We start from the raw sequence: 22783 nt of genomic DNA, 5'->3' as shown, positions 1-22783 counted from the left end.
TTTATAGGTCAAGCATCTATGCATAACATGTTTAAGCTACATAGACTGTAGAGAATATTTAGTGAAAAAGCCAAGGTTTTTTGCTGAATATCAAGAGATGAAAGGAGACGATTTTTTATGAAAAGAGCAGTTGCACTTCGTGCTATTTGCTGTAATGGAGGAACAACTCCGGAGCCTGTTGAACCACCTACTTCCCCAACACCACTTTTAGGTACTTTATTAGCGCTAGTAAATGAGCGCGTAACATTAGAAATTTCATCAGGTATCGAACCAACAATTACAGGTGTTTTATCATTTGTAGGTACAGACTATGTAGTTGTTGTTGAAGACGATTTATCCGTAACATTCGCTTTAGTTTCTCAAGTTGAAACGGTAACACCACTTTAATTAAAAGGAGGAATAATGGTATGTTTGAAAGCTTATTACTTTCTCAATTGGCAAGATATGTTGGTCAGCGAGCTGAAATTGGATTAGATACTCGAATCATTGATGGAGTTATTACGCTTGTTGGTCCTGATTATGTCACGGTTGTTGAATCGATGGGGTATGGTGCTACGCCTGTATTTGTTGCCCTAACTTCTATTAACACAATTCGATTCTTCACTGTCTAAACTAATCTAAATTTTTAATGAAATCGCTCCAATTGGAGTGATTTTTTTTTGTGATGCTTTTTACGTGATCACGAACGTTGTATACAGTGAAATCTCGGTAGCATACCGAATAATGCTTCATTAGCTCATTTAAGACGCTGACATCTTCGTACATACGCCCATCTAAAAAAGAAAGAACGGGAAATCCTCCAATTGCTTTTAGAAAAGACGTACGATAAATGCGTGGCCCCATCGGAAATGCGTAGCCTAAAAGCTCATTTTTTGAACGAAGGGATCGTCCGTTCGCAACACCCCTTGGCTTTAATCCATTGTGTGGTGTTTCTTTCCACCTTCGTAAATTTCCATACAAAATAGCAGCGTCTAAAGGAATAGAAGGTAAGTGATTTGAAATAACTGATAAAGCGTTGGGATCAAGCCAGTCGTCTGCATCAAGCTCTAGTACGAATTCTGTTTCAATTAAAGGTAGAAGGGTGTTTAGAGCGCGTGCTTTTCCTCCATTTTCTTTTTGAATGAGCTGAAATCCTAGCTGTGATTGAAGAAAAGCTAAGTCTTCAGCAGTTCCATCCGTAGAGCCATCGTCAACTACAAAAAGTTGTTTCTTTTGAAAAGGAACGCTTTGAATGAAGCATGAAGAAACGGCTGTATGAATAAATGGCTTTGCGTTATAAGCTGCTAGCATAATTGATAGAGGAGAGCTGCCTTTATGCTCAGTAGTAAACTGATAGAGTTGGCTAGTTTCTAAAAAAGCAGAAGCAAGGCGGGTTTCTTTTTGAATTCCCATTTTCACCGCTTTTTTTGTATCCACAGGTATGCATTGATCTGAAGGAAGGGTGCATACCCAATATGCAAACATCGCTTCAACAAAAGGAAATGCGTGTATTTCAGAAAATGGAAATAATTTTAAATCGGCGCTTTTAAAAAACAGAGGTAGTTTTAACTCTTCATCTGTTAATGGATAAGTGTATAGCTTCATTTTATCTAGCGTTTGCTTTTTTAAAAGTGGAAGGTTTACGTCGTCTCCTTTAAATAAAAACAATACGTGCTCCTCATTTAAACGTTGAACTCTTTGGTTAAGCTCGCTTCCTATACAACTAGAAAGAGATATAGTATCCGCGTGGTGCGGAATCAATTGCAGAACTTCTGACTTGGCAATGACGGTAACCGACGCACCGTCGCTCAGTTTGGCTAAAAGCCGCTGAATTACATGCGGACTTTCATGCCCACAAAGAAAAATGTGCATATTTGTCATAATACTCTCCTTTTAACTTAGTCAATTATAGGCTGAACGCTAGTTTTTTAAAAAATTTCCATGCATACAAAGTATATATATTCTATGAGGTTTGGATTCATGTTGAGTGGTAGGTTAATAGCATAAAGATAATAATCTCGCCTATAGCAAGTCTTACTTCCCGGCATAGAGTAATAAGAGGATACAGCGAAGACGGAGTCTAAACTATGTATAGGATGTGTAAAGAATGAAAGTGATGACCATTTTAGGTACGAGGCCTGAAATTATACGTCTAAGTTTGATTATTGACAAATTAGACCGCTATGCAACTAAGCATATTTTAGTTCATACAGGTCAAAATTTTACCGCTTCCCTTAGCGACGTGTTTTTTCAAGAGTTACAGGTTAGAAAGCCAGACTACGTGCTTGCTAATCAGCAAGCCACGTTAGGACAGCAACTTTCAACAATGTATGCTCAGTTAGAAACAATTTTTTTGAAAGAAAAGCCTGATAAAGTTTTGGTGTTGGGTGATACAAATAGCGGACTAAGTGCAATTCTAGCAGAACGTATGGGAATTACAGTGATGCATATGGAAGCTGGAAATCGTTGCTTTGATCTCGAAGTACCCGAGGAAAAGAATAGAAAAGTAATTGACGCTATTTCAAGTATTAATCTTCCTTATACCCCTCAAAGTAAAGAAAACCTTATTCGAGAAGGTGTTCCAAAGAACCGAATTGTGGTTTCAGGAAATCCTATTTTTGAAGTGTTAAACCATTACGCTCCTCAAATTAACGCAAGTTCTATTTTAGAAGCACTAAGCATCAAAAAAAATGATTATTTCTTAGTCACGATACATCGTGCTGAAAATGTTGATTATGAAGACCGTTTAGTTGAAATTATGAATGGTCTTAATAAAGTGGCCGAATCATTTCAAAAACGTATTATTTGCAGCATTCATCCACGAACAAAATCACGCATTGATAAGCATCCTTCTCTTCAAATTCATCCACTTGTTGAGTTTCATGAACCATTCGGCTTTTTTGACTTTGTGAAGCTTGAAAAAAATGCGCTTTGTGTTTTAACAGATAGCGGTACCGTTCAGGAAGAATGTTGCTTGTTTCATGTTCCAACAGTAACGGTTCGAAAAACAACAGAACGTCCTGAAACGATTGATTGTGGAAGCAACATGCTATCAGGCTTAAACGGGGATCAAATTGTAAACTGCGTCAAAGTCATGGTAAATCAGTCAAATAGATGGTCTTACCCGGAAGGCTACGATCATCCGGATGTTTCAGATAAAGTAATAAAAGTAATTTTAGGAGGACTTAACAGTGTTTAAAAACCAAACGATTTTAGTTACAGGTGGCACAGGCTCATGGGGATACGAATTAGTAAGGCAGTTATTAACGCTTGACCCAAAGGAAATTAGAATTATTTCACGCAATGAATCCAGTCAATTTACAATGAAGCAAGAGTTTGACAACGATCCAAAGCTTCAATTTTTAATAGGGGATATTAAAGAAAAAGATTCATTGATTGAAGCATGCCAAGGCGTGGATTATGTGTTTCATCTTGCAGCTTTAAAACATGTTCCCGTCTGTGAAGATCAGCCGTTAGAAGCATTAAAAACAAACGTACACGGTACGCAAAACGTTATTGACGCAGCCATCATTTGTAATGTGAAGCGCGTAATTTACATTTCAACTGATAAAGCGGCGAATCCATCGAATTTCTATGGGCTTTCAAAGGCCATGGGCGAACGTTTAATTATTCATGCGAATACACTAAACACGAAGACAAAATTTGTATGCATTCGCGGTGGAAACGTACTTGGAACAAACGGAAGCGTTATTCACGTATTTAAAAAGCAAATTCAAGAAAAAGGAAAAGTAGGAATTACTGATTTAGACATGACGCGCTTTTTCTTAACGCTAGAAGATGCAATCAAGCTTGTCTTTAAAGCAACATTTGAAAGCCTTGGCGGTGAGATTTTCGTTATGAAAATGCCAACATGCAAAATCATTGACCTTGCTTATGTGTTAATTGATGCTTCAAACAAAGAAAATGTCGATATCGAAATACTAGGCATTCGTCCTGGTGAAAAAATTCACGAATTGCTTCTGTCGGAATACGAAAGCACAACAACGATTGCTTATGATGAAGAATATTTTGTCATCTTACCGCCAATTCATATTCCAGGTTTAAAAGAGCACTATGCAAACTTTAGGCCTGTAAATCTTGTGAACTATAATTCTAGCAAAGAGTTAATGACGAAAGAAGAAATTAAAGAGATGTTAGAGAAAGGACGGTTTATCTAAATGAAAATACTAATCCTTGGTGGAAAAGGAATGGCTGGTCACGTTATCACTTCTTATTTTAAGCAAAAACCTCAGTACGAAGTAGTCTATACATCAAGGGATTTAGATGACAAAGAAGGATTGTATGTTGATGTAACAAACGCAACTGATCTTGAAAAGTTAATGGAACAAGAAAAGCCGGATATTACGATTAACTGTATTGGTATTTTAAATCATCATGCGGAGCAGCATAGTAAACTTGCTTTCCACGTTAATAGCGTTCTTCCCCATCAGCTCGTAAAATTAACGGAGCGCTACCAAGGGAAGCTTATTCATATTAGTACAGATTGCGTCTTTTTAGGGGACAAAGGCAACTATACGGAAAGTGATGCTCCTGACGGGACATCCATTTATGCTCAATCCAAGCAGTTAGGTGAAATTATTAGCGATAAGCACCTAACGGTTCGAACTTCAATCATTGGACCTGAGTTAAAAACCGACGGAATTGGCCTATTTCTATGGTTTATGAAGCAAACTGGAAAAATCAAAGGCTATAAGCGAGCGCTATGGAACGGTGTCACAACAATAGAGCTTGCTAAGGCAATTGAAGTGTTTATTCAACAGGACGTGACGGGACTTTATCATCTTGCAACCGAGCCGAAAATTTCCAAATTCGACCTTCTTCAGCTCATGAAAGAAGTGTTTCAAAAAGATGATGTTACGATTGAAGAAGATGAAGTATTTGTGTTGGATCGCACCATTAAAAATACGCGAATAGACCATATTTACACGCCGCCTACTTACCGAGTCATGCTGGAAGAGATGAAAGATTGGATTCAAAAGCAATGAGAAAGCGCATCCTTATTACCGGAGCAAGCGGTTTTACAGGGAAGCACGCAGTCGCGCATTTTATGAAAAAAGACTATGAAGTAACTGCTGCAATGCGCAAGGAAATGTCTTGTGAAGGTGCAAGCGTAGTTAGCTGTGATTTAGAAAACGAAGACCAGGTCATGAAGCTCGTTGAAGACGCAAATCCTCATTATATTCTCCACCTTGCTGGCCAAAATCATGTGGGTAGCTCATGGGAACAGCCTTTATCTTACGTTAACAGCAATGTAATTGGAACGCTTCATTTATTAGAAGCAGTGAGAAAAAAAGTGCCTACTGCTCGAATTGTAGTAGCCGGATCCGCGCTCCAGTATAATCCTTCAGATAGTTCAACACTGACTCATCCATATAGCTTTTCAAAAACGATGCAGATTCTAGTCTCAGAGGCATGGGCAAAGCTCTATAATCTCGATGTGGTTACTGCAAAGCCTTCAAATTTAATTGGACCTGGGCATTCCAACGGTGTTTGTTCGATTTTTGCCAAAAAAATTGCTGCTATGGAAAAAGGCGATGAAAAGAAAGAGCTTCACATTAGCAATTTAGAAGCCAGGCGCAATTTTATTGATGTGAGAGACGCCGTGACAGCGTATGAATATTTATTTTTATTTGGCCAAAGCAGAAAAGTCTATGAAATTGCCGCGCCTAGCTGCCATTCATTAAAAGAACTTGCCTCTATGCTGAGAACGTTCACTCACATAGATTTCCAGATTACGAATGATGAAGCGAAAGGTGAACCTCTTTTAACACCAGATACGTCACCACTTCAACTCGTAGGGTGGAGACCAAACTATACGCTCGAGAATTCGCTTATAGACATCCTGACGTTTCAGCGGCAAACTAGGTATTAAAGTAGTACGCGTTTTCATATAAATGAATAAATAAAAGAAAGCTGTCTAAGAAGGCAGCTTTTCTTTTTACAAGGAGATGATAGTTATTAAAGATCGCTTTCTTATTTTTATGCACATTCCAAAAACAGCTGGTTCAACATTAAACAAACTGTTTCAAAAGCAGTATAAACAAGAAGAATTACTGATTCATTTACCAGAGAAACAGTTAAAGGAGAAACTACAGCAAAATCCAAGTGGCTTAAAAGGGATTGGTGGCCATTATGAATTCGGCCTCCATAAATACATCACTAAGCCTGTATCTTATTTTAGTATGGTTAGGGATCCAGTGGATCGTATTATTTCTCTCTATTATTTTTTATCTACTTCACCAGACTATATCCTCTATGAAAAGTTAAAGGAAACGAGCTTAGAGCAGTTTATTGATGAAAATAAGCAGGTGGGAAACCACCAAACGCTTTTTTTCTCGAGTGGAGGAAAGGTGGATTTGGACGAAGCTATTGAAAATATTGAAAAATATTTTTCAATTGTTGGGGTTACGAATCGTTTTAATGAATCTATTTATCTCATGAAGAAAGAATTTGGGTGGGAGGATTTATCTTATCAGAAGGTCAATGTTACAAAAAAAAGACCGTCTTTAAAAGAAGTACCTACTGACATTATTCAAAAGATAAAGGAAAAGAATGAATTAGATATAAAGCTTTATGAATATGTGAATAAACGCTTAAGTAAGCAAGTCAAACTGCTGACTAGAGAAGAGCAAGCAGAAATAAAGAAAAATAACCAACAGGCACAGTGAAGTGTGCCTGTTTATTTGTGTACATTTTGTAAAAAGGAGTAGCATGCTTTTTCAAATGCAGCCACGCTGTTTGACAGCTGCCACTTTTCAGCTTCTTGCTGTCCGTTAGCCTTTAGCTTAGCAAGTAAAGCAGAATCTTGAATTAATCGACTAATGTCTTCTCCGAGTCGATTTTCATAACGGTAAGACATTAAGCATGTTTCTTCATGACGGCCGTATTCGGTATTTCCTCCTGCATAGACACATACGATTGCCGCGCCGCATTTCATTGCTTCAAGCCCCGGTAAAACAGCTGTCTCATAGATGGAAGAAGTAACAAAAATATCTGCTCGGTTGTAATAAGCGCAAAGTTCATAGTCATCTTTTGGTGAATAAAATAAAAAGCCTTCTTTATTTTGCAAGTCTTGTAGAGTGGGAGACTGAGCGAACTCATTTGGTGGACATATTAGATTAATTCGCACGCTTGGAAACTGTTTTTTTACAGCTTTTAATTGCTCAATTAAATAGTTTTGATCACGCTGCCAAGAATATCCGCCTTCTGGTATTCTCACAATAGCAGAGATTGTGAGTGGTTTTCTTTTATTGGATAGTGAAAGCTTTGAAAAGTTAGGGTTGACATAAATAGGAATATGTTCACCTTTAATCCCATGAAGTAACGAGATTAATTCTTGCTGATACCGTGAGATGACAAGCAAATAGGGTGTTGTATTGTAAGACTGAAAAGAAACGCTTTGTTCAGGAAGAAACACGGGCTCGTAGCATAAGCTAAAGCGCGCGTGGACGCCTTTTCCTTGAGCGCTTGCAGCTGCAGCAGAAGGAATGGTTGAGTAAAAGTTTGAGATGATTAAGTCACTTTTTGGATAGTCTTGCTCCGTTATCATTGCACCGGGAGTTCTTGTAATCTTTGCTCTTACGTCATACTCTATGTCACCTTGTGGGGGCATTAAAATGGTTATATTATGCCCTAAATCAACAAGACCGTTACTAATATCAGCAAGCATGCGCTGAGCACCGCCTTTGCACAGCGTTAAAATAGGAAACGTAATGTTTAAAGGCGTATTTAAAGAATGAGTTGTTAAAGAGTTAGCCTGAGCAGATGAATTCTTTTCAAGATTTACCATGTTGGCTAACACGGGACGATGAGCTTCTTGAACTGCTTTTACTTCAAGATCAATTTCCGACGTATGTTTTTTTGTTCCCATCTCATCATGCACGCGGTAGTGAACAAGCGGTTCGTTGAAGTAATAAAACTCATAAGCAGGAACGCAGCGCAGCCAGTAATCATAATCTTGGGTAAATCGAAGAGCTTCATTAAATAAGCCAAGCGTAGTGAATACCTCCATTTTCATCATGATTGTACAGCCGTTAATGCTACACCCAATTTGAAGATGTTCAATAAAATCTAGCTTGCGGTCAAAATAAACACCGGCTAAAGGCACAGTTACTTCACTGTTGTTATTAATAAGTGCATAGTTTGAATGACTAATATAAGCGTTATGTGCTTTCATAAAGTTTAGCTGCTTTTCTACTTTATCATGAACAAACAAATCATCCGAGCTAAGCCATGCAAAATATTCGCCCGTTGCGTGCTGAATACCCATGTTTAAAGCGCTGGCAGTTCCTCCGTTTTGCTTTTCTACATAGCGAATTTGATTTAAATAAGGCGTGATTTTTTCAGTATGCATCGTTGATCCGTCATTTACTACAACCACTTCGATGTTTGGGTACGTTTGTCCAAGTGCGCTTTCAATTGCTTGATTAACATAGGAACAATTATAAAAAGGAATAATAATTGATACTTTTTCCATTTTAAATCCCTTCTTTCTTTCATGCTTAAAATGAAAGGCTTGTTATAAAATTTGAAAGAATAAAACAGTTGAAAAATAGTTTTATTGTCCAAGCACTTTTAGATAAAATTCATACAATAAAATGTAAGTATATTCCAAATTAGGGAGAGAATAAATTGAGACCTATTGATGACTTTAGTGCAAGCGTGCCAAGTAACTTTAACAATAGTTTAGATCGAGTCATTCCGACTAGCGGAACTGTTGTTTTAGCTGAATTCGGACTAGCTGTTCCTCGTTCTGGTTCCAATGTTTTGTTAGAAGGGACCGTTGGTATTCGCTCTTTCTTAGGGTTACCAAACATCTTAGTTAATGTGTTACGTGACGGTGGTATTATCGGATCTGTTCAGGTAAGTACGCTGGCAGTAAATGAAATTCGACTTGCTGCATTTCAAATTGTAGATGCAAATGCTCCTGTTGGCTATCATGCATACACGATTACTGCTGAGTTGTTAAATCCGCTCCTAACACAAGCTCGTGTTACCGGTCCTCTAACGTTTACTGGCACTACAATTGGCCCTGTTTCATAATATGAACTCCTTCTATTCGTTAACATTTAGCGGACAGAAGGGGTTTTTTAAAGCTGAGAGAGCATTTGTTTAAAGTGAACCGCATATTCCTGCGGTGAAAAATGCTGAATAATATGCGTAATACCTTGATTTCGGATAGTTTCACGCAAAGCTTTATCTGTAAGAAGCTCGATGCCTTCTCTGACTGCTTCCTCAATATTACCTAGGGTGAAAAATTTTCCTGTTTGATTATGAATAATAAAGCTTTTGACACCGTCAGAATCCGTTGATAAAACGGGGCATCTACATACCATGGCTTCTAATACAGCATAGCCGAAACCTTCTACTTTAGAAGTTGAGCATAAAAATCCTCCAGAATCCCCAATGGTTGAAAAATACTCTGCCATTTTGGCATGAGGTTGATTGGCGTAAATAGTTAAATGACTTCTAAGGTTGAGCTGGTCAAGCAAACGCTCAAACGCTTCACGTTCAGTTGGAGTTGAAAGCGTATTGTCTTCGAACATCCAAAGCTTGATATCAGAAGAATGTTTTATAATATCAGCTCCAATGCGAAGGAAATCACGCCAGTTTTTATTATCCTCAAGCCTTCCTACCCACCCGATAATTGGTGTAGGATGCTTTGGTAGCGGTTGATAATGAAATTGCCTTGTATCAAAACAGTTATGAAAGCAAAACTGTGATTTTGAAGAGAAATATTGCTGAAAAGCATTGATAAGGTGAGGGGTGTTAGGATATAGAATGGCATCGCTATAGTTTTTAATATAAGAATGTGCATGCCCTTTCAAATAAGCATTTGTGTACTCTTTATCCGTTCCTAATCCTTGCACTTCATAAATCAAATGCCCCTTATAACCTAAATGTCTCAACCTTTTTAAAAGAAGATAATCTGTATTAACAATAATAGCGTCATAGCTTCCTTTTGAAATAATTTCTTTTATTTTTACATCTTCATTCGTCACAAATACAGAAGCGTTTACTTTGTTTTGCAGACCGGTTCCAGACTGCGTATATAAAAAATCACATTGGATATCTGATTCAGACAAAGCGTAAAAGCGCTGTCGATTTAGCGTTTCAACGCCACCGCTTGGAATATAAAACGTAAATAATAGTTTTTTTCTATCTGAGTCTACGGGTGTTACTGTAGTAGGAAAGGATGCTTTAATGACAGGCTGAGCAGTTGTTTCTTTACAAAGTGGCCAGTACCTAATCATATGATCTTCTACATGTTCAATGGTTTTTTGGAAAAAGGCTTGGATAAGCGGTTCTGTTCGTACGATGTTCCAAAGCCTAACCTCTTGTAAATCACCTTGGAAGTAGCCATATGAAGGATGGCCACCGAAGCAAAAATGTGGAACTACTTTTCTTCGACGGCTTAAAATTCCTTTTTTGACAAATTTTCCATTCATATACAGAGAAGGAATACGATTGTGATAAACGAGTGCAAGGTGCGTCCATTCTTCCACTACACAAGGAAAGACAAGCGTTGGTGTAAAATGATTTTTCCCCACTTCATAAATAGAGATGCCGTTCGTTCCAACGGAAATGGCAACGGACGCTTCAGTATTGTTGAGAACTTGGTCATCATCAGGCGCAATGACAAACGGCTGGTTTTTAAAGGTAGAGATACCTGAGCGAGCCTCGTTTTCAAGAAACTGTTCCTTTGAAGGGCGTACCCAAAATTCAATCGTAAATGTATTCGAAATAGGAACAGAAGTCGGTGGGTCTGCTTTAAGTTGTTCACTACCTGAAAATGATGCGTAAGAAGAGTGAAGCATTGGAAAGGACCTCCTCTTTTTAAAATTTTACATATAAGCATACGTTTCCATTTCATTCATGCTATTTCATACATATATGTTAGAGCGGGAGTTTATGTTCATTTGACATAAAAACTCTCAATAAGCACGGATTTATTATTGGTTCATACGGTAATGGAAAGGAGGAGTTTAGATAGTGAAAAAAGTATCAATTATTATCCCTTTTTATAACTGTGCCTACATCAATCAAGCACTTGATAGTGTGTTTAAGCAAACGTATCCACACATTGAAATTATTGTAATCAACGATGGGTCCACTGAACACTATGAGAAAATTACCCCTTACTTAGATCGAATCATTTACATTGAAAAGGGAAACGGAGGGACGGCTAGCGCATTAAATATGGGGCTGAGTCGTGCGACCGGAGATTATATTTGTTGGTTAAGTTCAGATGATATGTACTCCACAAATAAAATTGAAAATCAGCTGGCATACATGCTTAAAACTAACGCGTCTTTTTCCTATACAAATTATCATTTAATTAATAAGGCAGGGGCAATTACGTCTAGAGGAATCGGTATTTACTACCCTACTCGACTTCAGATACTAAAAGAGATGAGCAAAGGTAATTTTATTAACGGCTGTAGCGTTATGCTTAAAAAAGAAGTATTCGACCGGGTAGGGATATTTGATGAAACCTTACCGTATACGCATGATTATGATATGTGGCTGAGAATTATCGAACAGTTTTCTGTTTACTATATTGATGAGCCGCTTCTATACTATAGAATTCATGAGAAGATGGGAACTATGCAGCATGCGCGAACTATTAAAAAGGAAGTAAAACGTGTGAAAGCTGCTCATAAAGATTCCATACAGCAAGTGATTGCACAAGAACAAGCTAAATAAAAAGAGCACTGTTTCAGAGTCCGAAACAGTGCTTTTGATTATGTTAATAGTGGCTATGTTTACAATGACTGGATTGAAGTTCTTCTCTTGGATGAATGTAAGCACCTTCGAGTTGGATGGTTTTACTGCAACCACTTGTTACGTTTTGACAAATCCTTACTTCTACGCGAAGCTCTTGCTCACGGTTTATGCATGAAGGAGTTACGGTAAACTCGACGCTTATCACGTCACTTTGAACAGTTGTACCTGTCGGTGCATAAAGGTATACGGTTTCTTGAATGGTAAAGGGAATGGGGTTAGATCGACAAATTTGACCAGTTGTTTGATCAACTAGCTTAAGCACATAACGTCCTTGTTTTTGCATGACTGCCCGATAAAGAGAGGAGCAATTATCTTCGTCATTTACTTTCTTTTTCGTACGCATCATTGAGTTGGTTAGTTCAGTCGTAGTAATGCCGCGTTCTGGTGAGGCTGGACATCCATTTTCATCTACAATCATAGCTTCAATAAAAAAGCGATTGCGCTGTAACAGAAGTTCGCATAAATTAATGCCGTTAATAATTTCATCGGTTCCATCGCTTTTGAAGACGTCTAGCTCACCCTCGTACTTTTTTTGTACCCAATCATAAAGGTGAAATGCATTTACACAATGAGTTTGGTGAGAGGATGACACTGTTATATTCATTCCTTTCTAGTAGAATCTATGAGTTAGTATACTCAAGTTCCTATAGAAAGTGTGTTAGGTAAACGTCTTAGTTTTTTATGCATTTTAGGAACATTTTGTAAAAAGGGGTTATATACTTTTAAGTGTATTTAAAAAACGAGGTGAACATACTGTGCCATATATTAATCGGTTTTTAGGGAATGCAAACGGGGCTATTACATTTACGGGAAATACCTTTGGCCTCAGTAAGCAAAACAATGCAAATACCCCCGGTACTGCCCATTCTATTGGAACCTTTTTTAGCGCAAATGCAAGCTCAGTGGATGGATCTTATCCAATTGGTACAACGGCTGACTGGCGGCAAAATGCTTCAAGTACCATATTGCGGTTGCCATCTACAACAACTAGAATTTTATACGCTGAACTAATTTGGGGTGGTTTGTATACATCCACAGATGAAAACGTCAGCGCCTTTATTAATAATTCAATTACGTTTCGCACACCTTCAGGAAGTTTTACTATTGCACCTGACACCGCTACGCGCTCAACGCTAACCGTATCTCCGAATCTCTTTTATGTACGAAGTGCCAACGTAACGAACTTAATCACAACTCCAGGAACGTATACAGCTCTTGGAGTTCCAGGTACACAAGGAAACTTAGACAATACGCTAAACTCAGCGGGATGGACACTTGCTGTTGTATACGAAGACCCACTGCAAAGATCTCGGAATCTATCCCTTTTTGTTGGAGCTGAGCTAACGAGTAGTGCCGGGACTTCAACGGCGACGGTATCTGGTTTTGGTACACCTGTAACTGGAGCTGTCAACGGACGTCTACTAATTAGTTCAATTGAAGGGGATTCAGTCATAGTTGGAGACCAATTTTTATTTGGTCCAACTCCAACAACGCTTCAAGCAGTATCAGGTCCTAATAATCCACTTACGAACTTTTTTGCATCTCAAATTAATAATGATGCCGGTACCCTCGATACGTCAGGTACGTTTGGGAACGTCAACCATCCTATTGGAACCAATATTTCAGGTGCTCGTCAAGGGTGGGATATTACAAACATTGATGTATCACCGTGGTTACAAAACAATCAATCGACTGCGGCAGTCCGAGGAGCCACTAGTGGAGACACGTATGTCGTCAATACTTTGGGGCTTCAAATTGATATTAATGCACCTGTCTTTACAATTAATAAAACAGCTAACGTGTCATCAGCAAGAACTGGAGACGTTATTACGTATACCGTTACGATTCAAAATACAGGAACAGCAGCAGCAAACCTGGTGGTTGCGACAGATGCGCTGTCCAATGCGACTACCTTTGTACCGAATAGCTTATTTGTGAATGGAGTGCAACAGCCTAATACGAATATTCAAAGTGGAATTTCTCTTGGTACAGTAGGCATTAATCAAACCATTACTTTAACTTATCAAGTTCAAGTAGCTGGGCCGTTAACAAATGTTCCGCAGCTGTCCAATCAGGTCTTTATTGAATATCGATTTGAAAGTACACCTGGAAACACGTTGACAGGTGCATCATCTTCAACAATTAATAATGTAACAGCTGTCAATACGCCTCCAACAGTACCCAATTATACCGTGACAAACCCAGAAGATACGCCAGCAATTGGCCAAATAGTAGGAACTGATGTAGACGGGAATCCACTGATATACCAATTGGGAACAGCACCCGTAAACGGAATTGTAACGGTCAATCCGAATGGTCAATTTGTCTATACGCCAAACGCAAATTTTAACGGAACAGATAGCTTTACTGTTGTTGTAAGCGACGGTCAAGGAGGAACAGCCGTTTCAACAGTTACTCTTATTATTACACCGGTCAACGATGCGCCAGTTACGCAAAATTATTTTGTTCAAACGCTAGAGGACACCCCGCTTACGGGGCAAATTTTTGCGACGGATGCAGATGGGAATCCGCTGACGTTCAGCTTACAAACAGCACCAGCAAATGGCGTAGTTACGCTCAATGCTGACGGAACTTATACGTATACACCCAATATAAACTTTAACGGAACGGATCAATTTGCAGCCTTAGTGAGTGATGGTCAAGGAGGAACAGCTGTTTCAGTCGTTACCATAACGGTTATTCCTGTGAATGACTCACCTGTTGTGCCGAACTATGCGTTTACAACGCAAGAAGATTCAGCAGTAATAGGAGCGGTTGTAGCGGTTGATCCAGATCAGAATCCGCTAACTTATCAACTTCAAAGTTCTCCTGCAAATGGTGTGGCGGTTGTTAATCCGAACGGGACGTTTACGTATACGCCAAACCTTAATTTTAATGGGACAGATGTGTTTACAGTATTAGTAAGTGATGGTCAAGGAGGTACAGCCGTTTCAACTGTTACCATTAACGTTTTACCAGTGAATGATCCACCAGTTACAGGGAATTTATCATTTACAATCAATGAAGATACTACGTTATCAAATCGCGTGACGGCTACAGATCCTGATGGAGATCCTTTAACGTTTTCCCTGCAAAATGCACCAACAAATGGAACGGTACTTGTCAATGCAGATGGCACGTTTACGTATACACCAAACCCGAATTTTAATGGAACAGATGTCTTTACTGTGTTGGTGAGTGATGGCCAAGGGGGAACAGCGGTATCCACAGTAACCGTTACGATTCTACCTATTAATGACCTACCAACGGTACCCAACTATACGTTTAATACACAAGAAGATGTATCTGTTGTTGGAACCATTGTAGGAAATGATGTAGACGGAAATCCTTTAACATACACACTTCAAACCCAAGGAAGTAACGGAACGGCAATTGTGAATGCAGATGGTACGTTTACGTATACGCCAAACCTAAATTTTAATGGAACAGACGTGTTTACAGTATTGGTGAGCGATGGTCAAGGAGGGACAGCGGTCTCGACCGTCACAATTAATGTGTTGCCAGTGAATGATCCACCGATAACAGGAGACTTATTTTTCACTATTCCTGAGGATAATTCACTAGCAGGGCAAGTAACAGCAGCGGATGTAGATGGAGATCCACTAACGTTTAGCTTACAAAACGCACCGGTGAATGGCACGGTACTTGTCAATGCAGATGGAACGTTTACGTACACACCGAATTTAAATTACAATGGTAGCGATCAATTTACAGTATTGGTAAGCGATGGCCAGGGAGGCACCGCTGTTTCGACTGTCTTTATTACCATTACTCCAGTAAACGATGGGCCAGTGATTCCGAACTATACGTTTACGACGCAGGAAGACGGACCGGTAATTGCTAATGTTGTGGCAATTGATGTAGATGGAGACCCACTTATCTATACGTTGCAGACACAAGCAACAAACGGTGTGGCGGTTGTGAATGCAGATGGAACGTTTACGTATACACCCAACCTTAATTTTAATGGAACAGATGTGTTTACCATTTTGGTAAGTGATGGCCAGGGAGGGACTGCTGTTTCGACGGTGACAATTAACGTGGTGCCAGTCAACGATCCCCCTGTTACATCTGATTTGTTTTTAACCATTGCAGAAGACACGGGGATATCTAGTCAAGTTGTGGCTTTTGACGTAGACGGAGATCCGTTAACCTATGCGCTACAAAATCCAGCTTTAAATGGAACAGCTATTGTCAACGGAGACGGGACATTTACGTACACGCCAAACCCTAATTATAACGGAACGGATCGTTTTACTGTCTTAGTAAGTGACGGTCAGGGAGAAACAGCGGTTTCGACTGTTAATATTACAATCGTACCAGTGAATGATCCGCCAACGGTTCCAAACTATACGTTCTCGACGCAGGAAGATGCGTCAGTAGTTGGTGCTATCGTAGGTTTTGACGTGGATGGTAATCCTTTAACTTATATGTTACAAACGCAAGCTGCAAACGGAGTAGCGATTGTCAATGCAGATGGCACGTTTACGTATACGCCGAATTTAAATTTTAATGGAACCGATGTGTTTACGGTGTTGGTAAGCGACGGCCAAGGTGGGACAGCGGTTTCAACGGTAACGATTAATGTTCAGCCGGTCAACGATCCGCCAGTGACAGTAGACCTAGCGTTTACAATCAATGAAGATAACGTTATTTCAAATCAAGTACCTGCTAGTGATCCAGAAGGAGACCCGTTAACGTTTAGTTTGTTAAACGCACCTATCAATGGGACTGCAGTTGTCAACGCAGATGGGACGTTCACCTACACGCCAAACCTTAACTACAACGGAACAGATACCTTTAGTGTTCTTGTATCAGACGGTCAAGGAGGAACAGCAGTTTCAAATATTTCTATTACAATCGTATCAGTCAATGATCCGCCAGTTGTTCAAGACCGAACGATCACAACAACGGTTAATATTCCAATTTTAAGTAGTGTGCCAGCTTCAGACCCAGAAGGAAATGCGTTAACTTATACAGTGGAACAGCCACCAACAAACGGTACGGTTATATTGAACGGAGACGGGACTTTTACGTATACACCGAATCCAGCATATGTTGGCGGAGATTTGTTTACAGTTCTTGTCACTGATTCAGAAGGAGCGACAGCACTCTCAACAATAACTGTTACTGTATTAGCGACCAATGGAAACACAACGGCTCAAGACGCGCAGTTAACGACGCCAGAAGATATTCCTGTGCAGGGGCAAGTGGTAGCGACAAACGTATTAGGTAATCCGCTTGTCTATACTCTTCAAGGTTCACCTGCTTTTGGAACGGTTACGTTAGATAGCGCCACAGGAGTATACACCTATACGCCCAACCAAAACTTTAATGGCAAGGATTCATTTACCGTATTTGTGACGGATAACGCCGGAGGAAACGCAATTTCTTCTCAAGTGATTACGGTTACGCCAGTGAATGATCCGCCAGTCGTACCAAACTATCAGATTACAACGCTTGAAGACACGCCTATTGCGTCAGTGGTTATCGCAACAGATGTAGACGGTAATTCACTCACATACTCACTTCTTGTTGCGCCAACAAACGGAGTAGCTTTGGTAAATACGGATGGCACCTATACGTATACACCGAATCCAAACTTTAATGGAACAGATCAGTTTACAGTTCTCGTTGATGATGGTCAAGGAGGAACAGCAACATCCATTATTACGGTCACAGTCGTTCCAGTGAATGATCCGCCGGTTGGACCAAATGAAATCTTCGTTACAACGCTTGAAGACACTACGCTAATTGGTCAAATTATTGCAACAGATCCAGACGGGGATGTATTGACCTATGCTCTTGAAAATGCACCAATAAACGGAACAGCCGTTGTTAACCTGGACGGAACTTATACGTATACGCCGAACCTTAACTATAACGGCAAGGATTCATTTACGGTGCGAATTAGTGACCCATCTGGAGCATTTATTATTACGAATGTAATGGTCACCGTTATTCCAGTAAACGATCTGCCAACCGTTCCGAACTATGCTTATACGATTCTAGAAGATACCGCTTTGAATAGCATAGTTGTTGGGACAGATGCGGATGGAGACCCGCTCACCTATTCACTAGCAGCTCCACCTGCTAATGGAACCGCAGTCGTTAACCTAGACGGCACGTTTACGTACACGCCAAATCCAGACTTTAACGGGCAAGATAATTTCTTTGTGAACGTACAGGATCAAAACGGCGGCACCGCTATCTCGGAGATTGTCATTACCATTGTACCTGTCAATGACCCACCAATTGCGCCGAATGTAATTACGGTTACAACGAATGAAGACGTTGCGGTAGGAGGCACAATTAACGCAATTGATCCAGACGGAGATCCATTGACGTATACGCTTGAAGACGCTCCTATTAATGGAACCGTAGTAATTGACTCACAGGGCTCGTTTGTATATACGCCCAACTTGAATTTTAACGGAACGGACACGTTTGCGGTTCGAGTAAGTGATACAAGCGGAGCATTTATAGTTGTGAACGTACAGGTCACTGTGAGCCCAGTTAACGATGTGCCAACCGTACCGGATTATCAGTTTAGTATTAACGAAGATACTGTGCTAACAAACCAAGTCGTTGGTACAGACGTAGACGGAGATCCGTTAACGTATAGCTTGTTTTCACCACCTGTTAACGGGACCGCTGTAGTTAATCCAGATGGTACGTACACCTATACGCCAAATGCAAACTTCAACGGTACGGATAACTTTTTTGTACTCGTAAGTGATTCAAATGGAGGGCAAGCGGTATCAACTATCACAATAAACGTATTACCAGTAAACGACCCACCGATTGCACCAAACGTAATTGAGGTTGTAACGAATGAAGATACGGCTATTACAAGCGCTGTAAATGCTGTTGATCCAGACGGAGATCCATTACTGTATACGCTTGAAAATGCGGCAGTAAACGGAACGGCAGTGGTGGATCCACAAGGTTCATTTTTATACACACCAAATCTTAATTACAGTGGACCGGACACATTTACAATCCGAGTAACCGATACGGCTGGGAACTTTATTATTGTAAATGTTAACGTCACGGTTGTACCGGTAAACGATCCACCGATTGTACCAAACTATCAGTATACGATTTTAGAAGATATAATTCTTATTAATCAAGTGTTTGCAACAGATGTGGATGGAGACCCGCTAACGTATTCGCTAGCTTACCAAGGTAGCAATGGTGTAGCCACTGTAAACGCAGACGGAAGCTTCACGTATATTCCTAATCCTAATTTCGTTGGGGAAGATAACTTTGGCGTGACGGTTAGTGATGGGCAAGGAAGCACAGTTTTATCCATCATTACGATTACGGTCACACCTGTAGACGACCCACCAATTGCGCCAAACGAAATAATGATCTCTACGCCGGAAGAAACAACGGTTACAAGCAAAATCGTCGCAACAGACCCAGAAGGATTACCTTTAACGTATATAATTGAAGATGCACCACTTAACGGGACAGTCACCATTGATAATAACGGAGTGTTTACGTATACGCCCAATGAGAATTTTACGGGTGGAGATACGTTTACCGTTCGAATTACGGACGCAGGTGGAAACTATGTTATTACGACCGTACTGATGATGGTAACGCCTGTTGAACAGCCACCGGTTGTGCCGAACTACTCAATAACAACCCTGCAAAATCAAAGCATAACCGGCACGGTTGTTGGAATGGATCCAAACGGAGATCTCATTACGTATAGCTTGGGGCAACCCTCTCAAAATGGGATTGTAACAGTTAGTCCAGATGGAAACTTTATTTATACGCCAAACACTGATTATGTAGGAAGCGATTTATTCACCGTCATCTTAGAAGATACAACAGGATTAACTGCTACTTCATTTGTTAACGTAACAATAACACCAGTAAATCGTACGCCTGTTACAAATGATTTTACCGTTAATACACCTGAAAATACGCCGGTAAGCGGGCAAACGCCAGGGGTTGATCTAGATGGAAACCCAATTACCTATTCTATATCAGGACCTCCATTTAATGGAACCCTAACGGTAGATAGCGTGACAGGTGTATACACGTACACGCCAAATTCAGGCTTTGTAGGTATTGATTCGTTTACAATTGAGCTTCGTGATAATGCTGGCGGCGTTGCTCAATCTCTTGGAACAGTCAATGTTATTAGTACCAATCTTCCACCAACTGTAAATGACTTGTCCATTGCAACGCAGCAAGGGTTACCAGCAACGGGTCAATTGATTGGAACAGATCCGGACGGAAACCCAATTCGTTTTAGGTTAAACCTGGAACCTTTAAATGGAAGCGTAGTGGTCAATAGTGACGGAACGTTTACGTATATACCGAATATTGGATATATTGGTACCGATAACTTTTCAGTTATCGTAGAGGATACGCGGGGAGGGCGAGGATTTGGAACAGTGAACGTAACGATTACCCCAAATCCTCCACCGTTTACCGTACTTGGTGCAGAAGTGACAACGCTTATTAATCAACCAGTTAATGGATTAGTTGCTGTTAATGATCCTGAAGGCGATATTGTGTCTTATCAAATTAGTGCCCAGCCTCAAAATGGAACGGTTATTCTTAATCAAGACGGGACGTTTACGTATACCCCGAATCAAAATTTTGTTGGGGAAGGTTTCTTTGACGTCATTGTTACGGATGGCAATGGTGTTCAAGGGATAGGTACGGTTATTATCAACGTACTGCCGTCTTCAAGTATAATCGTGGTTATAGATTCTGAAATTTCCCTTGAATTTAACACGCCCATAGACGGGCAAGTTATGGCGACAAGTACGACAGGACTTCAGCTATTGTATACGCTCCAAACGCTGCCGCAAAATGGGACGGTAACCGTCAACCCAGATGGTACGTATGTTTATGTACCAGCAGCTGGATTTTTTGGTTCAGATCAATTTTCAGTACTTGTAACTGATTCAGAAGGAAATGCAGAAATAGCGAATGTAGTTGCTGTCGTTCAAGGGCCGGTTGCTCAGCAGCCGATTGTTACGGATCAAACGATTCAAACGATTGAAGAACAGCCTGTAGCGGCAGCTGTTATTGCGATTGATCCAAACGGTCACCCGTTAACCTATACGCTCCTTGGAAGTGGAGCAGCCAATGGAACTGTAGTATTAAATCCAGATGGTACGTTTACGTATACACCAAACGCAGGATTTGTTGGAAATGACGCGTTTAGCGTACTGGTAGAAAATCCACAGGGGCTAAACGCAACTACTACGATTGCAGTTGTAGTAACGCTATTGCCAAATCAAGTTGTTGCAGAAAACCTTACGATTCGAACGATACTTGGTCAGCCAGCAACTGGTCAAATAGTCGCAAGAGATCAACTAGGTAGACCATTGACTTATTCGTTAAATACGAACCCATTATACGGAACAGCTATAGTCAATCCAGATGGAACTGTTGTTTATGCACCAAATTCTGGATTTAGCGGTCAAGATCAGTTTAGTGTACTCGTTGTGAACGACCAGGGAGATCAAGCGATATCTCAAGTGACGGTTGTTGTCGATAACCCAGCAAGCACAATCGCTGTTTCAGATACAACGGTTCAAACGGTACAGAATCAAAGTACGCAAGGAATCGTGCTAGCAACAGATTCACAAGGACGTCCGCTACGCTATTCCCAAGGGTCTACACCGACAAACGGAACGGTTGTGGTTAATTTAGACGGCACGTTTACGTATACGCCAAATCTACAGTTCTTCGGAACGGATTCGTTTACGGTATTTGTGCAAAATGACCGAGGGAACTCATCGTCAGGAGTAGTAAGGGTTGTTGTTGAAGAACTTCAAAGTGAAATCACGGTAGAGCCACTTACAGTGTCTGGTCAGCAAAATCAGCCGGTTAGCGGTCAAGTGGTAGCAACAGATGCGCTTGGACGCCCATTAACGTACGCTGTCGGCATCGGACCAGCAAATGGAACGCTTCTCTTTAACCCAGACGGCACGTTTACCTATACGCCAAATCCAGACTTTGCAGGCATTGATAGCTTTACGGTAATTGTTCGAAATGATTTGGGTGATTCAGTCATGGTGGTTGTATCGGTAGTTATTGCTAGTGCTGGAAGTCAAGTAACAGCAGATGACCAAAACGGAACGGTTGTCGCAGGACAGGTGCTTCAAGGGCAAATTGTAGCAAGTGATTCACAAGGACGCCCGCTCACTTATACGGTAGCGACAACGCCGAATTCAGGAACGGTTGTTGTAACCGCAAGCGGTGCCTACACGTATACGTCAAATCTTGGTTTTGCTGGAAGGGATCAGTTCACTGTTGTTGTTCGAAATGATTTAGGGCAAGAAGCATTTTCGGTTGTGACTATAGACGTAACCCCATCAGCCAACGTTATCACAGCAAATGATGTCACGTTACAAACAACTTCTGGAACACCTGTAAACGGCTTGTTTACAGCAAGCGATACGCAAGGGCGCCCATTAACGTTTACGCTTCGCACGGTACCAACGAACGGTCGAGTGACATTAGGTGCAAATGGTCAATTTGTCTATACGCCAAACGCAAACTTTGTAGGGACAGATTCATTCTCCGTACTAGTAATTGATGACACGGGCGCAGCAACTACGGCAACCGTAACAATTACAGTGATTGAAAATCAGCCAGACGCACCAATTATTAAAGATCAAGCGTTTACGCTAAACGTCAATGAAACGATTCAAGCTCAAATTGTTGCCAGGGATTCACAAGGATTACCGCTGGCCTACAGAATTGTCACTCCACCGCAAAACGGAGTAGCCTTCATTAATCAGGAAACGGGCGTAATCACGTACACGCCAAATCCAAATTTCGTCGGAACGGATTCTGTTGTGGTGAGCGTGACTAATAGTGCTGGTGTAACATCGACAGCAACCATCACCTTTATCGTCCAGCGCGGTATCAGTTTTAGGTGTTCAATTATTTTCTAAAGAATTCTCAAAAATCCTTTTGTATAGTACGCTATACA

At 40.5% G+C, this 22783-nt stretch carries 14 protein-coding genes; 10 read left to right on the top strand and 4 right to left on the bottom strand.

What is annotated here, in order from left to right:
• The first annotated feature begins 117 nt into the window (after positions 1–117).
• Complete coding sequence (locus LZP85_RS10420) at positions 118–387, top strand: hypothetical protein (protein ID WP_119543514.1); 270 nt, start codon at positions 118–120, stop codon at positions 385–387.
• Between the two features lie 20 nt (positions 388–407).
• A complete protein-coding gene (locus tag LZP85_RS10415; protein WP_119543515.1) occupies positions 408–611 on the top strand; it encodes a hypothetical protein in 204 nt (67 codons plus the stop codon).
• A gap of 1 nt (position 612) precedes the next feature.
• Here LZP85_RS10415 and LZP85_RS10410 read toward each other — a convergent pair whose 3' ends face one another.
• Complete coding sequence (locus LZP85_RS10410; RefSeq protein ID WP_119543516.1) at positions 613–1860, bottom strand: glycosyltransferase family 2 protein; 1248 nt, start codon at positions 1858–1860, stop codon at positions 613–615.
• 226 nt (positions 1861–2086) lie between these two features.
• On the opposite strand from LZP85_RS10410, the gene wecB reads away from it, so the two are divergent.
• The 5 genes from wecB (at position 2087) to LZP85_RS10385 (ending at position 6668) form a co-directional block, all read left to right on the top strand.
• Positions 2087–3178 carry a non-hydrolyzing UDP-N-acetylglucosamine 2-epimerase gene (gene wecB / locus LZP85_RS10405; protein ID WP_119543517.1) on the top strand — a complete coding sequence of 364 codons (1092 nt, stop codon included), beginning with the start codon at positions 2087–2089 and terminating at the stop codon, positions 3176–3178.
• Positions 3171–4157 carry a polysaccharide biosynthesis protein gene (locus tag LZP85_RS10400; RefSeq protein WP_119543518.1) on the top strand — a complete coding sequence of 329 codons (987 nt, stop codon included), beginning with the start codon at positions 3171–3173 and terminating at the stop codon, positions 4155–4157. The genes wecB and LZP85_RS10400 overlap by 8 nt, the downstream gene beginning before the upstream one ends.
• Positions 4158–4985 carry a dTDP-4-dehydrorhamnose reductase family protein gene (locus LZP85_RS10395; protein ID WP_025910098.1) on the top strand — a complete coding sequence of 276 codons (828 nt, stop codon included), beginning with the start codon at positions 4158–4160 and terminating at the stop codon, positions 4983–4985.
• Positions 4967–5872, top strand: a complete 906-nt coding sequence (locus LZP85_RS10390; RefSeq protein ID WP_206833754.1) for an NAD-dependent epimerase/dehydratase family protein — start codon at positions 4967–4969, stop codon at positions 5870–5872. The genes LZP85_RS10395 and LZP85_RS10390 overlap by 19 nt, the downstream gene beginning before the upstream one ends.
• A gap of 76 nt (positions 5873–5948) precedes the next feature.
• Entirely contained in the window at positions 5949–6668 is a 720-nt protein-coding gene (locus LZP85_RS10385; RefSeq protein ID WP_206782692.1) for a sulfotransferase family 2 domain-containing protein, read from the top strand.
• Positions 6669–6679: 11 nt separating this feature from the next.
• On the opposite strand, the gene LZP85_RS10380 is transcribed toward LZP85_RS10385, so the two are convergent.
• Positions 6680–8476 carry a glycosyltransferase gene (locus LZP85_RS10380; protein WP_224840323.1) on the bottom strand — a complete coding sequence of 599 codons (1797 nt, stop codon included), beginning with the start codon at positions 8474–8476 and terminating at the stop codon, positions 6680–6682.
• A gap of 155 nt (positions 8477–8631) precedes the next feature.
• Between LZP85_RS10380 and LZP85_RS10375 the strand changes: the two genes are divergently transcribed.
• Positions 8632–9042: a hypothetical protein gene (locus LZP85_RS10375; protein WP_119542700.1), complete on the top strand. Its 411-nt coding sequence runs from the start codon at positions 8632–8634 to the stop codon at positions 9040–9042.
• A gap of 47 nt (positions 9043–9089) precedes the next feature.
• Here LZP85_RS10375 and LZP85_RS20825 read toward each other — a convergent pair whose 3' ends face one another.
• Positions 9090–10817 carry a glycosyltransferase gene (locus LZP85_RS20825; RefSeq protein WP_119542699.1) on the bottom strand — a complete coding sequence of 576 codons (1728 nt, stop codon included), beginning with the start codon at positions 10815–10817 and terminating at the stop codon, positions 9090–9092.
• A 175-nt stretch (positions 10818–10992) separates the two neighbouring features.
• Here LZP85_RS20825 and LZP85_RS10360 point away from each other — a divergent pair, with 175 nt between their 5' ends.
• Positions 10993–11706 (top strand): glycosyltransferase, encoded by a 714-nt coding sequence (locus LZP85_RS10360; protein WP_226638929.1) that lies wholly within the window; start codon positions 10993–10995, stop codon positions 11704–11706.
• A gap of 43 nt (positions 11707–11749) precedes the next feature.
• Here LZP85_RS10360 and LZP85_RS10355 read toward each other — a convergent pair whose 3' ends face one another.
• Positions 11750–12391, bottom strand: a complete 642-nt coding sequence (locus LZP85_RS10355) for a BMQ_0737 family morphogenetic spore coat protein (protein ID WP_234561714.1) — start codon at positions 12389–12391, stop codon at positions 11750–11752.
• Between the two features lie 151 nt (positions 12392–12542).
• Between LZP85_RS10355 and LZP85_RS10350 the strand changes: the two genes are divergently transcribed.
• Positions 12543–22745 (top strand): tandem-95 repeat protein, encoded by a 10203-nt coding sequence (locus LZP85_RS10350; protein WP_206782688.1) that lies wholly within the window; start codon positions 12543–12545, stop codon positions 22743–22745.
• Positions 22746–22783 lie beyond the last annotated feature (38 nt).

Source organism: Priestia flexa (genome assembly GCF_021441905.1).
Classification (GTDB): domain Bacteria; phylum Bacillota; class Bacilli; order Bacillales; family Bacillaceae_H; genus Priestia; species Priestia flexa.
The sequence above is the reverse complement of the archived record's forward strand: the minus strand, read 5'-3'. Positions and strand labels throughout refer to the sequence as shown.

Coding starts and splice junctions, on each gene's coding strand:
- LZP85_RS10380 (WP_224840323.1), bottom strand. CDS start 8,476: ATGGAAAAAGTATCAATTATTATTCCTTTTTATAATTGTTCCTATGTT.
- wecB (WP_119543517.1), top strand. CDS start 2,087: ATGAAAGTGATGACCATTTTAGGTACGAGGCCTGAAATTATACGTCTA.
- LZP85_RS10410 (WP_119543516.1), bottom strand. CDS start 1,860: ATGACAAATATGCACATTTTTCTTTGTGGGCATGAAAGTCCGCATGTA.
- LZP85_RS20825 (WP_119542699.1), bottom strand. CDS start 10,817: ATGCTTCACTCTTCTTACGCATCATTTTCAGGTAGTGAACAACTTAAA.
- LZP85_RS10395 (WP_025910098.1), top strand. CDS start 4,158: ATGAAAATACTAATCCTTGGTGGAAAAGGAATGGCTGGTCACGTTATC.
- LZP85_RS10355 (WP_234561714.1), bottom strand. CDS start 12,391: ATGAATATAACAGTGTCATCCTCTCACCAAACTCATTGTGTAAATGCA.
- LZP85_RS10415 (WP_119543515.1), top strand. CDS start 408: ATGTTTGAAAGCTTATTACTTTCTCAATTGGCAAGATATGTTGGTCAG.
- LZP85_RS10385 (WP_206782692.1), top strand. CDS start 5,949: ATGATAGTTATTAAAGATCGCTTTCTTATTTTTATGCACATTCCAAAA.
- LZP85_RS10420 (WP_119543514.1), top strand. CDS start 118: ATGAAAAGAGCAGTTGCACTTCGTGCTATTTGCTGTAATGGAGGAACA.